This is a genomic window from Hydrogenophaga palleronii NBRC 102513, assembly GCF_001571225.1.
Taxonomy (GTDB): Bacteria; Pseudomonadota; Gammaproteobacteria; order Burkholderiales; family Burkholderiaceae_C; genus Hydrogenophaga; species Hydrogenophaga palleronii.
Map to the genome: position 1 here is coordinate 20,092 of NZ_BCTJ01000038.1, position 13,414 is coordinate 33,505.

Consider the following 13,414-nt stretch of genomic DNA (forward strand, 5'->3'; position numbering starts at 1 on the left):
TATGACATCCCTACAACAACGGCTGGACACCCTCACAGGAGACCGTCTGCGTGGCATGCGCCGCGGACTGGAAAAGGAAAGCCTGCGCGCCCGGCCCGACGGCAAGCTCGCGGCCACCCCGCATCCGGCGGCGCTCGGCAGTGCGTTGACGCACCCGCACATCACCACCGACTACAGCGAGTCGCAACTGGAGCTCATCACCGGTGTGCACGACAGCGTGGAAAGCTGCCTGGCCGAGCTGACCGACATCCATCAGTACACCGTGCGCAGCCTGCGTGCGCAGGGCGACGAGATGATGTGGGCCTCCAGCATGCCGTGTGGCCTGCCGCCCGACGAAACGATTCCGATCGGCCGTTACGGCTCGTCCAATGTCGGCCGCGCCAAGAGCGTCTACCGCATGGGGCTGGCACACCGTTACGGCCGGCGCATGCAGACCATCTCGGGCATCCACTACAACTGGTCGCTGCCGGGTGTCGACAACGACGGCTACTTTGCCCTTATCCGCAATTTCCGCCGCCACGCCTTTCTGCTGCTCACGCTGTTCGGCGCCTCGCCGGCCTTGTGCTCCACCTTCGTCGAAGGCCGCCAGCACGAGTTGCAGAAGCTGGGCGACAACGGCACGCTCTACATGCCGCACGGCACCTCGCTGCGCATGGGCCGCCTCGGTTACCAGAGCGAGGCACAGTCCACGCTGGCCGTGAGCTACAACGGCCTCGAAGGTTATGCCGCCTCGCTGCACGACGCGCTCACCCGCCCCTGGCCGGCCTACGAAGCGGTGGGCATCCGCAATCCGGGTGGCGACTACAACCAGCTCGCCACCACGCTGCTGCAGATCGAGAACGAGTTCTACGGCACCATCCGCCCCAAGCGCGTGATCTTCCCTGGCGAGCGCCCGCTGCATGCGCTGCGTGAGCGCGGCGTGGAGTACATCGAAGTCCGCCTGATGGACCTGAACCCGTTCGAGCCCATCGGCATCGGCGCGTCCACGCTGCGCTTCCTCGATGTGTTCCTGCTGCACTGCCTGCTCTCGGACAGCCCGCCCGACACGCCGGCCGAGATCCACGAACTCGCACACAACCAGCACCTGACAGCCGCACGCGGTCGCGAGCCCGGCCTGAACCTGAAGCGCAACGGCCAGGACGTGCCGCTGGTGCAGTGGGGCGCCGAACTGCTGGCCCAGCTGGGGCCTATCGCCGCGCTGCTCGATGAAGCGCACGGCGGCCATGAACACGCGCTGGCCGTGGCCCAGGCACAAAGCCTGCTGCAAGACCCCGACCAATTGCCTTCGGCGCGTGTGCTGCAGGCCATGCACCAACACCACGACGATTCCTTTATCGCCTTTGCGGGTGCGCAATCGCGCATCACGCACCAGCACCTGCTGGGCCTGCCCTGGGCCAGCAAGCAGCAGGCGCGTTACGAGGCCATGGCCGCGAAGTCGGTGGAAGACCAGCGCAACATCGAAGCAACCGACTCGATGCCGTTCGAGGTCTACCGGCAGGAGTACACGTCACCCGCACGGCTGGGCCATGCCGCGGTGTCGGTGCTGCCGGTCGCGGCCTGAGGCGCCTGCCGCGCAGGGCGCGCGCTGAGAACGGGCAGGGCCGGCTCGGCGGTGCTCAGACTTCGCCGCCGAAACGCTTGATCAGGTTGTTGATGTATTTCTCGACCAGCTTCTCGAACTCGGCTTCCACCACCGGTGCCACCACCATCTTCATGAGGCCGGGCAGTGGCACCTCGATCGTGCCCTGGATCGCCAGCGTGAGGCCGGTGGACTTCTTGTTGTCCACGATCTTCCAGTTGCCGCCCACCTGCGCGTTGCCCACGCCCTTGACCGGCGTCCACTTCACGGTGCCGCGCACCGGGTCGCTCACGTACTTGCTCGCATAGATGGTCTGGATGTTCACCTGCGCGGTGCCGACCTTTTCCATCTCCCACTGGTAGACGCCGCCGCCCAGATCGGTCAGCTTTTCCACCTTGGGAAAGTGGGACACCGACTCGGGCACATCCGACAGCACTTCGAACACCTCGGCCGCCTTGGCCTTGACGTCGAACTCATAGCCCAAGTCGATCTTGACCGTGATGCTCATGTATGTCTCCTCGGGTGTTGTAGTGCCGATGATTGTAGGCAGCCAGGTGCGGCGACGCCCCGGGACTAACACCAAGGCACAATGCCCGCTGCGGTGCTGCAATGCAGCCTTTTTTCCTCATTCCCAACCTGATTTTTTCGCGATGAGCATCCAGTGGTTCCCCGGGCACATGCACCTCACACGCAAGGCCATCACCGAGCGCGTGAAGGACATCGATGTCGTCATCGAGATGCTCGACGCGCGCCTGCCCGGCTCCAGCGCCAACCCGCTGCTGGCCGAACTGACTTCGGCCCGACCGACACTCAAGGTGGTCAACAAGCAGGACATGGCCGACCCCGAACGCACCGCGCTCTGGCTCGCGCACTACAACGCCCAGGCCAACACCCGCGCCATTGCGCTCGACGCCAGCATCACCGCGCCGGCGCGCGCCATCATCGCCTCGTCGCGCGAACTCGCGCCCAACCGCGGCGGCATGGTCAAGCCGATGCGGGTGCTGATCTGCGGCATTCCCAACGTGGGCAAGTCCACGCTGATCAACACCTTCATGGGCAAACGTGCCGCCAAGACCGGTGACGAGGCGGGCATCACCCGCACCGAGCAGCGCATGGCCCTGGCCGACGACTTCTACCTGTTCGACACGCCCGGCATGCTGTGGCCGCGCATCGTGGTGCCCGAGAGCGGCTTCAACCTCGCGGCCAGCGGCGCAGTGGGCCGCAACGCCTACGACGACCAGGAGGTGGCGCTGGAACTGCTCAACAAGCTCAAGCTGTCCTATGCCGGTCTGATTGAGGCGCGCTACAAGCTGGGCCTGAGCGACGAGGCCATCGCCGCGTTGCCGGACGAGGAGTTGATGGAAGCGATCGGCCGCAAGCGTGGTGCGCTGGCCGGTGGTGGTGCGATCAACTGGCAGAAGGCCGCCGAGCTGCTGATCGCCGACTTCCGCAGCGGCGCGCTGGGCCGCATCACGCTGGAGACGCCCGAGCAGTTCTCGGGCTGGCTCAAGGCCGGCCAGCAGGCCGATGCCGAGCGCCAGGGGCGCAAGAAGGAACGCACCGCCAAACCCCGCAAGCCGGACCGGCGCTGAACGCGCACCGCGATGCTGCCGGCGGCAGCGGAAAGAAGCGGGTGGGGATGCAGGTGTTCGCGCCGCTGACGGGGGCGCACCCGTGGCCGGTGCTCAGGCCTCGATCTTCACGCCCTTCCAGAACGCCACGCGGCCCTTGATTTCTTCGGCCTCGGGTTTCGGGTCTGCGTAATACCAGGCGGCGTCGGCGTTGAGCTCACCATTGACCAGCAGCGAGAGGTAACTCGCCTGGCCTTTCCACGGGCACGTGGTGCGGTGGTTGCTGAAGGTCACGTAGGCACGGTTGAGCGCGCTTTCCGGAAAGTAGTGGTTGCCTTCGAGCACCACCGTGTCGTCGCTCTCGGCGATGGTCACGCCGTTCCAGGTGGCCTTCATGCCGCGTGCTTCACTTGTTCTTTTCCTTGCCGCGCGGCATCACGGCCGTGACGGGGGGCGTGGGCCGGTCGGAGGTGACCGGGCCCTTGGGCACCGAGGTGTCCTTTTTCGGCTTCTTGGCCATTTTTTCGTTGCGCTGTTCTTTGCCCATGGCGTTCTCCATTCACTGCCGCGAAGCGCGGCTTGCAGCGCCGATGGTAAGCGACAAAACGGCTGTTTTGAGCGCGCCGCAGGGGGCCGACGGCGCGCTCTGAAGCGGGTTTACTGAAGGCCGACGAAGGCGGCCAGCGCCTCGGGGCTCATGGCGCCGGCCTGCGTCACCACGGAGCCGGTGCGCGCGTCCTTGGCCACGATGAAAGGCACCGAGGTGGCGCCCAGGCGTTCGAGCAGGATGGTGTTGGCCTTGATGCTGGCGAGCACGTCGTCCGGGATGCTGGCCGAGGCCGACATGCCACCCTTGCCGCCCAGCAGTTGCTGCTCGTGCTCGTTCATGGTCTCGACCGGATTGGCCGCTGTCACGATGGCCGCGCCCTGGGGTGCGCTCTTGGCGTTCATGATCGCCACCGGCAGCCAGACGAACTTGATTTTGCTCTGCAGCGCCTTGGACGACTGCCACAGGTGGCCGCAGTGCGGGCACTGCGGATCGAACAGCACGTAGACCGTGTGGGCGCTCATCATCGCGCCGGCGGTGAAGCCCTTGCCCTGGCTGGCGAGCACGTCGAAGGCCTGGGCCGGCGCGATCGGGCTGGTGTCGGGTGCGCTGGCGCCGGCGGTACCGGCTGCGGCGGCGGGCGCGCTGGTGGAGGCTTCTTTCGAGCACGCGGCCAGCGACAGGGCGACGGCGGCAACCAGGGGCAGGGTGAGGAGGCGAAGTTTCATGGCAGGGGTCGAGGTGGTTTTTCCTGGACCGCATCATCGCAGAGATGGCGCGGGCCGGCGACGCCAGGGGCATGAAACAGGGAGCAACGCCCCGGCGGCCGGGTGCGCTGCGCCTTGTGTGCGGGCGGTTGCCGTTCAGCGGCTCAGGATCAGGTTGGCGATCAGGCCGGTGGCGATGGCGACCAGCACGTAGTCGCTGCCCACCTGCACCCACTGCTGGCCACGCGGCGGCGCGTACAGGTGGTGCTGCTTGGGGTTGACCACCACGTACTGGCGGTTGCGGTATTCGCGCGGCAGGTAGCCGCCGCGGCGGAACTCGGGGCCACGCGCGTTGTAGTAATAGTGGTGGTGGCGCACCACCGGGGCGGGGCGGAAATCGCGCCGGTCGTGGCGGAAGTCCCGGCGGTCATCGCGGCGGTCATGACGGAAATCGCGGCGCTCGTCCCGGCGATCGTGGCGGAAGTCCCGACGGTCGTCGCGCCGATCGTCCACACGCTGCATGTGGGCGGGCTCGAAACGCGGGCCCTGCGCGAAGGACAGCGAGCTCACGCCCAAGGTGGCGGCAGCGAGGACGTACACAACAAGGCTTCGGGATTTCATGGTCTTCTCCTGTGGGTTGGTGAGACTCCATCCTCGGGGCGCCATGTGAACGGCCGGTAAATGCAGCGCGCAGCGCGTGCAAAGTTCTGTACCGGCTTGTGCGGCCCGCTCAGCGCGCCTGGAGCGCGGCCTGGGCGTGCAGCTTGGCGGAGATGTACTCGCCATGGGTGACGTGCAGCAGCCCGGCCACCTTGCTGATGACGTGGTGCTCGTGCGCGTCCAGATGCTGGTCGGCGAAGGCCACTTCCCACATCGCCTCGACCACCGCGATCTTCTGCGGCTGGCTGAAGCGTTCGTTCATCAGCGCGGTGAAGCGCTGGTAGTCGTAGGCGTTGCGCGCGGTGTCGTGTGCCAGCTCCAGCAGGCGCTCCAGCTCGTCGTCGGCCAGTTGGAACTTGCGGCGCAGCGCGGCCAGCACCGCGTCGCGCTCGCTGTCCTGCAGCCTGGGCTCGGCGCGCATCACTTCCACCAGCAGCACCGCGGTGGCCAGTTGCAACGTGTGTTCGGCCGCGGCCGGGGTCTGTGCCGCGGCCGGTGCGGTCAGGCTGGTGGTGAGTTGGTCGAACAGGTCTTTGAGGTTTCTCAGCATGGTGCGCTATGGAGCCGCCACGCGCCCTCAGGGTTCCCGGCCCCAGACCAGCAGCAGGTTGTTGGCCGGCATCGCATGGCGTTCGCGTTGCACCAGGCCGGCGGATTGCGCCACCTGCGCCACGTCTTCGCGCCGGCGCAGGCCCCAGCCCGGGTCCTGGGCGCGCAGGCTGGCGTCGAACGACTGGTTGCCGGGCGAGGTCGGCACGCCGTCTTCGAGATACGGCCCGTAGGTGATCAGCAGGCCATCGGGTGTGAGGTGGCGGGCCGCGCCCTCCATCAGCGCGGCACACACCGGCCAGGGCGCGATGTGCAGCAGGTTGGCGCAGTAGATGGCGTCGTAGCGCGTGTCCGGCAAGGGCCAGGGCGTGGCCAGCACGTCGAGCGTCAGCGCTGGCAGCACGTTGTGCGCGCCGGCCTCGGCCGCCCAGGCGGCGATGACCGGTGCGCTGTGGGCCTGTGCCTCGCTGGGTTGCCACTGCCAGCCCGGCAGCGCGGTGGCGAACCACGCCGCGTGCTGGCCGGTGCCGGAGGCGATCTCCAGCAGGCGGCCTTGTGCGGGCAGCACGCGGCGCAAGATGTCGAGGATGGGGTGTTTGTTGCGTTCTGCGGCGGGGCTGAAGGGCAGGTTGTTCATCGCCGCATTGTCCGTTGCCGGCGCCCATGCGGGCGCACCTGCCGGCGTCGGCTAGCATGCCCCGCATGAGTACCCAATACGAAAGCCTGCGCCCCGACGCCCTCTACACCGATGTCTGGGACGTGGCCCCGCCGCCCGCCGCTGCCGTGGGGCGTGATGTCTGGCCGCGCCGGCCGGGCGCCTTTATCCGCCTGGCACCGAGCGTGGCGGCCGTGGACGCCGTGGAAGTGGATCCCTCTGCCGAAGCCGCACCCGCGGTGCGCGAGATCGCGCTCGGGCAGTTCGGCCTGGTGCCGCCCTGGGTCAAGTCCGCGTCGGACGCCAAGCTGCGTTCCACCAAACTGGTCAACGCCCGCGCCGAGACGGTGAGCACCTCGAACAACTTCCGCCATGCCTGGCTGGGTGCGCAGCGCTGCATCGTGCCCATGATGGCGTTTCTGGAAGACGACCACCGCAGTGGCAAGCCGGTGCGCACACGCATCGCGCGTGTGGACGGCAAGCCCATGGGCGTGGCCGGCCTGTGGGAGCGCTGGGTGGGTGCCGATGGCGAGGAGATTGTGAGCTTCTGCCTGCTCACGGTGAACGCCAACAGCCACGCGCTGATGCACCGTTACCAGCAGCCCGGCAGCGAGAAACGCATGCTCGCGGTGTTGAACGAAGGTGCCTATGGCGCCTGGCTGACGGCGCATCCGGAGAAGGCGCGCGAGTTCATGCGCGCCTACCCGGCACAGTCCCTCACCGCCAATCCGGTGGAGAAGAAGTAGGGCCGCGAGGCCGGCTCAGCCCAGCGGTGCGGGCAGGGTTTCGATGCCGTGTTCGCTCTCGGGCGTGAACCGCCCGGCCATGGCCAGGGCCTGGCGCTCGGCTTCGTTGATCACTTCGGACGGCGTGGCGCCGGTCGGGTTGACCTCGACCACGCCCATGCTCACGCAGGGGCGGAACGGGTGGTGCTCGCCGGTTTCGTCGAGCACCACCATCGGGTGCGACACCGTCAGCGCCAGGCGCGCGGCGGTGGCTCGCACCGGGGGCTGCTGCGGGTCCATCGTCAGCACCACCACGAAACAGCGCGGGTGGTACAGGCCGACCACGCAGCGGAAGCCGGCCGCGCGGCGGATGCGCGCCGCCAGCGCCACCAGGATCTGGCCCTCGGCGCTGGAGCCGACGTCTTCAGTGAGCTCGTAAAGGTTGCTCACGTACAGGCACACCACCGAGGTTTCGAACTGCAGCCGCGCGGCGCGCCAGAGCGCGTGTTCGACGTCTGCGATCAGCGCCGAGCCGGTGGACAGGCCGGTGGCCGGATCGGCGCCCTGCTGCAGGCGCGAGAGGCGAGCCAGCGTGCGGTTTTGCCGGTTGCGCAGCAGCGCCAGCATGGAAGACAGCAGGAAGAACAGCACGGTGACCGCCGCTGTGAACACCCAGGTGCCCAGGCCCAGGCCCGGCACGTCCAGCGCGTGCAGGTAGTGCAGGCCGGTGGTGGCGACCAGGCAGACGATGGCCAGCGTCATCCAGCGCGCCAGCGGGTCGCCGCGCCGCGCCGCGCGCACCGACGCGACCAGGGACAGCAGCACTGGCACCATGTTGACCACCGCCGCCAGCATCAGCAGGGGGCGGAAATGCGCCGCATCGATCTGGCTCGCCAGCACCGCCAGCGCAAAGGCTGCGCATATCAGCACGATGCCTGCGAGTGCGGTCATGCGGTGCACCAGGTGGTCTTCGCGTGCGCCCCCCAGCCAGGTGCCGACGTAATAAAACCCCATGGCGCCGGCCATCGGGCCCAGGCTGGCCTTGAGCACCATCATCAGGCGCTCGGGCAACTGGGGGAAAAACGCCTCGGGCAGGCCGGTCATCACGACGCAGCAGGCGCCGGTGATGGACACAAAGAGCAGGTTGCGCACCGCACCGATGGTGCGACCACCGAACACCTCGGCGAGGGCGATGGCACAGAGGGTCAGCAAGCCACCCAGCATGGCGGACCAGACAACAATTTCAGCGATGGGCATGCGGGATTATCCAGCGTTGCCGTCGGCCATCCGGCGGTGCACTGCCAAGCTTGTCACGGAAAACGGGAGCGGCGGGAGACGGCGGAAACGATCAGCGCAAGGCGCAGGCAACCAGCCTAACGGCCCACCGCCGACGAACCGGTGTGTGGGGGACGGGAGTTGCCGGCGTCCTTGCGGCCGGGTTTCAGGCGCGGCATCGGCTCCATGAGGGTCGAGTGCTGGCGCAGCAGCATGCGCGCCTCGGACTGTGCGCGCCGGCCCGAGAGCACGTGCATGATCAACAGCCCCAGGCCGACGAAGATGCCCATGGCCGCCGGTGCAAGCAACGCGCGCGAGGCGAACTGCATCGATTCCTTCAACGCCATGGCCATGGACAGCAGCCAGATGAGGGACCCGGCGAAGGTCGCCCACAAGCCGTTGGACAACAGCGGCGGGGCGTTGGGGCGGCGCGCCTTGCGGCGCTGCAACTTGGTCATGTGCGGGTCGGGCGGGACGTTGTAGGAAGCCTCGGGATGGTGCCCGACGCGACCGCCCATCCCCGATGCAGGGCGACGAAATGCATGAATCGCCTGCTGACCGTGATGCCACGGCACGACCAATGGCACCGGCGCAGAAAAAAGCCTTACCGGCCATTCACAATGCGACACATGTTCCCTTCCGAAAACCCCGCGCCGCTGGCCCCGCCGGCGCCGCAACACCCCGATCACGCCGTCTCGCGCCTGCGCACCCAGCGCCTGGCCGCCAGCGCCAAACCTTTTCTGGCGCGCGGCTCGGGCGGCGGCCGCTGCGCCGGCTGCCGGCTGGTGGCCAGCCACTGCCTGTGTGGCTTGCGCCCGCAGGTGAGTACACGCGCCGGCGTGTGCCTGCTCATGGGCGACATCGAAGCCCTCAAGCCCAGCAACACGGGCTGGCTGGTGGCCGACGTGGTGGCCGACACCTGGGCGTTTCCGTGGTCGCGCATCACGGTAGACCCCGCGCTGCTCGAACTGCTGGCCGACCCGCAGTGGCAGCCCTACGTGGTGTTCCCGGGTGAGTTCGTGGAAGCCGAGCGCGTGGTGACGGATCTGCAAACAGAAGAGTCCAGCGACGAGGCCACCGCGCCGGGTGCGAAGAAAAAGCCCTTGTTCGTGCTGCTCGATGGCACCTGGTCCGAGGCGCGCAAGATGTTCCGCAAGAGCCCTTACCTGGATCGGTTCCCGGTGCTCAGCCTGCAGCCCGAAGCGGTGGTGTCCAACTACCGGCTGCGCCGCTCGGCGCGCGAGAACCACTTCTGCACCTCCGAGGTGGCGGCGCTGTGCCTCGCGCTGGCCGGCGAGACACATGCCGCGAACACGCTGGCGGCCTGGCTCGATGTGTTCACCGAGCGTTACCTCAGCGTGAAGGGCTGGACCCGCCTCGACCCCGGCAGCGAAACCCACCAGCGCTTGCAGGCGCTGGCGGCGCTGGGTGGCCAGGGTGCGGGTGAGGGTGAGGGTGAGGATGCAGCGGGGCTTATTCCTCGGGTATCTCGGCTTGAACCAGCAGCGTGAGCAACTGCAGCGACTCCTGCCAACCCAGGTAACACGCCACTTCGGGAATGGAGGCCGGAATGCCGGCCTGCACGATGTTCACCTCGGTGCCCACCATCACCTTCTTCAAGGTGATGGTGACCTTCATCTCGCCCGGCAGGTTCGGGTCGTCGAAGGTGTCGGTGTGCACGATGCGTTCGTTCGGCACCAGCTCCAGGTAGGTGCCGCCGAAGGCGTGCGACTTGCCGGTGTGCAGGTTGGTGAAGTGCATGCGGTAGCTGCCGCCCACCTTCGCGTCATCCTTCAACACGCGCGCGGTGAAGCCATGTGGCGGCAACCACTTGACCTTGGCTTCGGCGTCGAGGAAGGCGCGGTAGACGCGCTCGGGCGGTGCGGCAAACACGCGGTGCAGTGTGACGGTGCCGGTGCGGGTGGTGCTCATGGTGCGGTCCTTTCAAAAGACAGGGTGCAAACAGGTGCTCGATGGTGGGGTGCAGGTTCATCTTGCACCCACACCCCCTACGACGAAACACCGGCCCGTTTTTCGACAAGCGCCGCACAGGTAACCGCGTGCATCAACGCGCCGACATAGCGGTGTAGGATGGTCGGCCCGCAATCATCCACAAGGTGACGAGGCCATGAGACCCCCTTCTCCCCCGCAGCCGTCCTGGCTGCCCACCGCCGGCATCGTGGCGCTGATCGTTCTGGCGGTCGCCGGCTACTTCGGCTGGCTGCACTACCAGGCGGCCAACAACACCCCGGCCACGGTCGAAGCACCTGCCAGCCCCGCACCCGAGCTGCCGGCCACACCGCAGGCCACCGCACCGGTCAGCGAACCCGCCATCCAGCACCCGGTGGAAGAACCCGTCGAGACCACCGGTGCGTCGCCACTGCCCAGGCTGGCCGACGCCGATGCGCTGGTGACGGAAGCGCTTACCGGGCTGGTCACGCGCAAGAACGTGTTGAGCTTCTTCCAGGTCGATGGCTTCGTGCGGCGCGCCGTCGCCACGGTGGACAACCTGCCACGCACGCAGGCGCCAACGGTGGTGTGGCCGGTCAACCCCACACCGCAGCGCTTCACCACTGTGCCGGCCGCCGCCAGCGGCCAGCCCGAGCTGATCGCACCGGCCAACAGCCAGCGCTACACGCCGCTGGTGAACATGGTCGAAGCGGTGGACACCGCGCAAGCCGTGGCGGTGTACCGGCGCCTCTACCCGCTGTTCCAGCAGGCCTACGAAGAGCTGGGTTTTCCGGGCCGCTACTTCAACGATCGGCTGGTGCAGGTGCTGGACCACCTGATCGCCACACCACCGCTGCCCGCCGGGCCGGTGGCCGTCAAGCTGGTGGAGGTGAAGGGCGAGGTGCCGTCCACGCGGCCCTGGGTGCGCTACGAATTTGCCGACCCCGCGCTGGAAGCCGCATCGGCCGGCCGCAAGATACTCTGGCGCATCGGTGCCGACAACCAGCAGCGCCTGCAGGCCAAGCTCAAGGACATCCGCCAGCGCGTGGCCCGTCCCTGACGGCGGACCGGCCCACCGCCTGCGGTAAATTGGCGCCATGGCCGACCTCCACCACACCGCCGAAGCCACCGACAACGCAGCACGCCGCAAGGTCTTGCTGACCGGCTTCGACGCTTTTGGTGGCGCCGCGCTCAACCCCAGCTGGCTGGCGGTGAGTTCGCTGCATGGCCGCCAGGTGCTGGGGCACACGCTGGTGGCCGCACAACTGCCCACCGTGTTCGACGCCTCGCTGCAAACCCTGAACAGCCTGCTGAAGCAACACCGGCCCGCGGTGGTCATCTGCGTCGGCCAGGCCGGCGGCCGGCGCGCCATCTCGCTCGAACGCGTGGCCATCAACGTGAACGACGCACCCACCAGCGACAACGCCGGCGCGCAGCCAGTGGACACGCCGGTGCGCGCTGGCGCGCCGGTGGCCTACTTCACCGGCCTGCCCATCAAGGCCATGCTGGCCGCGCTGCAACGCGAAGGCATTGCCGCCGAGGTCTCACAGACCGCCGGCACCTTCGTCTGCAACCACGTGTTCTACGGCCTCATGCACGCACTGGCCACCGACCCCTTGCTGCGCCACACACGCGGCGGCTTCGTGCACGTGCCCTGGCTGCCGGTGCAGGGCACGCCACACATGGCGCTGGACGACATCGTCAACGGCCTGCGCCAGGTGGTGCGCTGCGCGCTGCAGGTGCAGCACGACCAGCTGCTGGGCGCCGGCGCCTCGCACTGAGCGAACCGGCGCAGCGCCTCAGGCCTGCCAGACCCCGAAGCCGGCCGAGCGCAGGTCGATGCCGACCTCCACCTCCTTGTCCACCGCCGCCTTGTAAGGCATGGGGTTGAAGCCCTCGTACAGATCCGGCAGCAGGCGCAGGCCGTACAGCAGCACATAGCGGTTGGCCTGGATGCCGGCCTTGTGCTTGTCGAATCGCACGTCGGGATCAAGCCCCGTCATGCCCACGTACACGCAGGGCTTGCCTTCGATGTAGCCCGGGTTGTTCTTGCGAAACCGCGCCTCCAGCAGCACCGCTTTGGACAGCTCGATCACATAGACGTGGTGGTGGGCGCGGCGGCTCATGGTGAGTGGGTGGAACGTGGGCACGCGCCTGGAGCGGCGTGCGACACGATGCTAACCAGAGTTCACCGCGCCTGCCGCGAGCGACCAGGCGGCGTGCAGCACCTAAGCGCCGGCCCGCCCCATCGGCAAGGTTCCTGGCAGCGTGAGCGGTTCAGGCAGGCCCAGAACGACACGCCGTCTTTCGACCGCACCCGCTCGACCATCTTGATGTCGCAAGTGGGGCAGGTGGGCCGGGCGTAGTCGCCCTCGAAGGCCACGTTCAACAAGGCCTGCTGGGTTTCGGGTGGCTGCTGCGTGATCAGCTTGAGCACGGTGGCGCCGTCCAGCAGCTGAATGCCGTGGGCGCGGGCAAACGCCGGTGCATCGGCGGCAAAGGTGGAGGTGGTCATGTAGGTGCCACGCTTGAGTTGGTGGGCATTCATCACCTCCAGGAAATCGCGCAGCTCGTACACGTCCACCTGCCGCGTCTGCCACGGCCGGCAGCGCACCACGCGCACCGGGGCTTCAAACGGGTCAACGTGCAACCACACGTCCACGCCTCCGTCGGGCCCGTGCGATTGCATGCGTGTGCTCAGGCCGGGTTGTGCAAACAGCGCTTCGCACACGGCGTTGAAGCGCCGCCATTCGATGACGCCGAACACCGCCGCACTCCAGCGGGTGAGGGCGGGTGGGGTGAGGCGTGCCCCCATCTGCAGGGCAGGCACTTCGTCGCTTCGGTGCGAGTCGTTCTGCGCCGGTGCTGCGGCGGGCCATTGCTGCGCCAGCAGCGGCGCGGCCTCGGAGTTGCCTTCGTCTTCGGGCTTGTCTTTCAACACGTAATGGATGCCCAGCAACAACACCCCCACCCCGAGCAGGAACCAGGCCGGTACCAGCAGCGCCCGGCTGGCTGTGCTCAGCATGGGATGGCCGTGGAGCAGCAGCGAGAGCAACAGGAATACGCAGCCCAGCGCCAACGCGCCCAGGCCGTTGTCCAGAAACGGCTGGCGGTGGTGGTGTCTGTCGTGTGGATGACGCGATGGCTCATGCGGCGGCCGGGTGCCCATTCCTCTTCCCCCCCCCCCCCCCCCCCC

The 13,414-nt window shown here is 67.9% G+C and carries 18 protein-coding genes; 6 read left to right on the top strand and 12 right to left on the bottom strand.

Going from position 1 to position 13,414, the window contains the following annotated elements:
* Position 1 precedes the first annotated feature (1 nt).
* The gene (gene gshA, locus HPA01S_RS19120; RefSeq protein ID WP_066272450.1) at positions 2–1,561 is read left to right on the top strand and encodes a glutamate--cysteine ligase; all 1,560 of its coding nucleotides are present in this window, start codon (positions 2–4) and stop codon (positions 1,559–1,561) included.
* A 55-nt stretch (positions 1,562–1,616) separates the two neighbouring features.
* Here the strand turns inward: gshA and HPA01S_RS19125 are convergent, their stop codons facing one another.
* Positions 1,617–2,087 (bottom strand): SRPBCC family protein, encoded by a 471-nt coding sequence (locus HPA01S_RS19125; protein ID WP_066272452.1) that lies wholly within the window; start codon positions 2,085–2,087, stop codon positions 1,617–1,619.
* Positions 2,088–2,229: 142 nt separating this feature from the next.
* On the opposite strand from HPA01S_RS19125, the gene ylqF reads away from it, so the two are divergent.
* On the top strand, positions 2,230–3,171 hold the full coding sequence (gene ylqF, locus HPA01S_RS19130; protein WP_066272454.1) for a ribosome biogenesis GTPase YlqF: 942 nt from the start codon (positions 2,230–2,232) through the stop codon (positions 3,169–3,171).
* Positions 3,172–3,264: 93 nt separating this feature from the next.
* Here ylqF and HPA01S_RS19135 read toward each other — a convergent pair whose 3' ends face one another.
* From HPA01S_RS19135 to HPA01S_RS19155, 6 genes are all read right to left on the bottom strand, one after another.
* Complete coding sequence (locus HPA01S_RS19135; protein ID WP_066272458.1) at positions 3,265–3,546, bottom strand: DUF427 domain-containing protein; 282 nt, start codon at positions 3,544–3,546, stop codon at positions 3,265–3,267.
* Between the two features lie 10 nt (positions 3,547–3,556).
* Entirely contained in the window at positions 3,557–3,697 is a 141-nt protein-coding gene (locus tag HPA01S_RS23385) for a hypothetical protein (protein WP_169801556.1), read from the bottom strand.
* A gap of 110 nt (positions 3,698–3,807) precedes the next feature.
* The gene (locus HPA01S_RS19140; RefSeq protein ID WP_066272459.1) at positions 3,808–4,425 is read right to left on the bottom strand and encodes a thioredoxin fold domain-containing protein; all 618 of its coding nucleotides are present in this window, start codon (positions 4,423–4,425) and stop codon (positions 3,808–3,810) included.
* A gap of 135 nt (positions 4,426–4,560) precedes the next feature.
* On the bottom strand, positions 4,561–5,025 hold the full coding sequence (locus tag HPA01S_RS19145; RefSeq protein ID WP_066272461.1) for an RcnB family protein: 465 nt from the start codon (positions 5,023–5,025) through the stop codon (positions 4,561–4,563).
* A 109-nt stretch (positions 5,026–5,134) separates the two neighbouring features.
* Positions 5,135–5,614 carry a tellurite resistance TerB family protein gene (locus HPA01S_RS19150; protein ID WP_066272462.1) on the bottom strand — a complete coding sequence of 160 codons (480 nt, stop codon included), beginning with the start codon at positions 5,612–5,614 and terminating at the stop codon, positions 5,135–5,137.
* Positions 5,615–5,641: 27 nt separating this feature from the next.
* Positions 5,642–6,250: a DUF938 domain-containing protein gene (locus HPA01S_RS19155; RefSeq protein ID WP_066272464.1), complete on the bottom strand. Its 609-nt coding sequence runs from the start codon at positions 6,248–6,250 to the stop codon at positions 5,642–5,644.
* 65 nt (positions 6,251–6,315) lie between these two features.
* Here HPA01S_RS19155 and HPA01S_RS19160 point away from each other — a divergent pair, with 65 nt between their 5' ends.
* Complete coding sequence (locus HPA01S_RS19160; protein ID WP_066272466.1) at positions 6,316–7,014, top strand: SOS response-associated peptidase; 699 nt, start codon at positions 6,316–6,318, stop codon at positions 7,012–7,014.
* Positions 7,015–7,029: 15 nt separating this feature from the next.
* Here the strand turns inward: HPA01S_RS19160 and HPA01S_RS19165 are convergent, their stop codons facing one another.
* Positions 7,030–8,250, bottom strand: a complete 1,221-nt coding sequence (locus tag HPA01S_RS19165) for a 7TM diverse intracellular signaling domain-containing protein (RefSeq protein ID WP_084360828.1) — start codon at positions 8,248–8,250, stop codon at positions 7,030–7,032.
* Positions 8,251–8,366: 116 nt separating this feature from the next.
* Positions 8,367–8,726, bottom strand: coding sequence for a hypothetical protein (locus HPA01S_RS19170; protein WP_157085096.1), 360 nt, complete (start codon positions 8,724–8,726; stop codon positions 8,367–8,369).
* A gap of 171 nt (positions 8,727–8,897) precedes the next feature.
* On the opposite strand from HPA01S_RS19170, the gene HPA01S_RS19175 reads away from it, so the two are divergent.
* The gene (locus HPA01S_RS19175) at positions 8,898–9,779 is read left to right on the top strand and encodes a tRNA-uridine aminocarboxypropyltransferase (RefSeq protein ID WP_084360829.1); all 882 of its coding nucleotides are present in this window, start codon (positions 8,898–8,900) and stop codon (positions 9,777–9,779) included.
* Here the strand turns inward: HPA01S_RS19175 and HPA01S_RS19180 are convergent.
* Complete coding sequence (locus tag HPA01S_RS19180) at positions 9,742–10,200, bottom strand: SRPBCC family protein (RefSeq protein ID WP_066272473.1); 459 nt, start codon at positions 10,198–10,200, stop codon at positions 9,742–9,744. The genes HPA01S_RS19175 and HPA01S_RS19180 overlap by 38 nt on opposite strands.
* A gap of 196 nt (positions 10,201–10,396) precedes the next feature.
* Here HPA01S_RS19180 and HPA01S_RS19185 point away from each other — a divergent pair, with 196 nt between their 5' ends.
* Both HPA01S_RS19185 and pcp read left to right on the top strand, forming a co-directional pair.
* Positions 10,397–11,278, top strand: coding sequence for a DUF3014 domain-containing protein (locus HPA01S_RS19185; protein WP_066272475.1), 882 nt, complete (start codon positions 10,397–10,399; stop codon positions 11,276–11,278).
* Between the two features lie 37 nt (positions 11,279–11,315).
* Positions 11,316–11,999 (top strand): pyroglutamyl-peptidase I, encoded by a 684-nt coding sequence (gene pcp, locus HPA01S_RS19190; protein ID WP_066272476.1) that lies wholly within the window; start codon positions 11,316–11,318, stop codon positions 11,997–11,999.
* Between the two features lie 18 nt (positions 12,000–12,017).
* Here the strand turns inward: pcp and HPA01S_RS19195 are convergent, their stop codons facing one another.
* Together HPA01S_RS19195 and HPA01S_RS19200 are read right to left on the bottom strand one after the other, a co-directional pair.
* Positions 12,018–12,344: a hypothetical protein gene (locus tag HPA01S_RS19195; protein WP_066272478.1), complete on the bottom strand. Its 327-nt coding sequence runs from the start codon at positions 12,342–12,344 to the stop codon at positions 12,018–12,020.
* 62 nt (positions 12,345–12,406) lie between these two features.
* Positions 12,407–13,414, bottom strand: a 1,008-nt coding sequence (locus HPA01S_RS19200; RefSeq protein ID WP_218005363.1) for a restriction endonuclease, incomplete at its 5' end; no start/stop codon positions are given.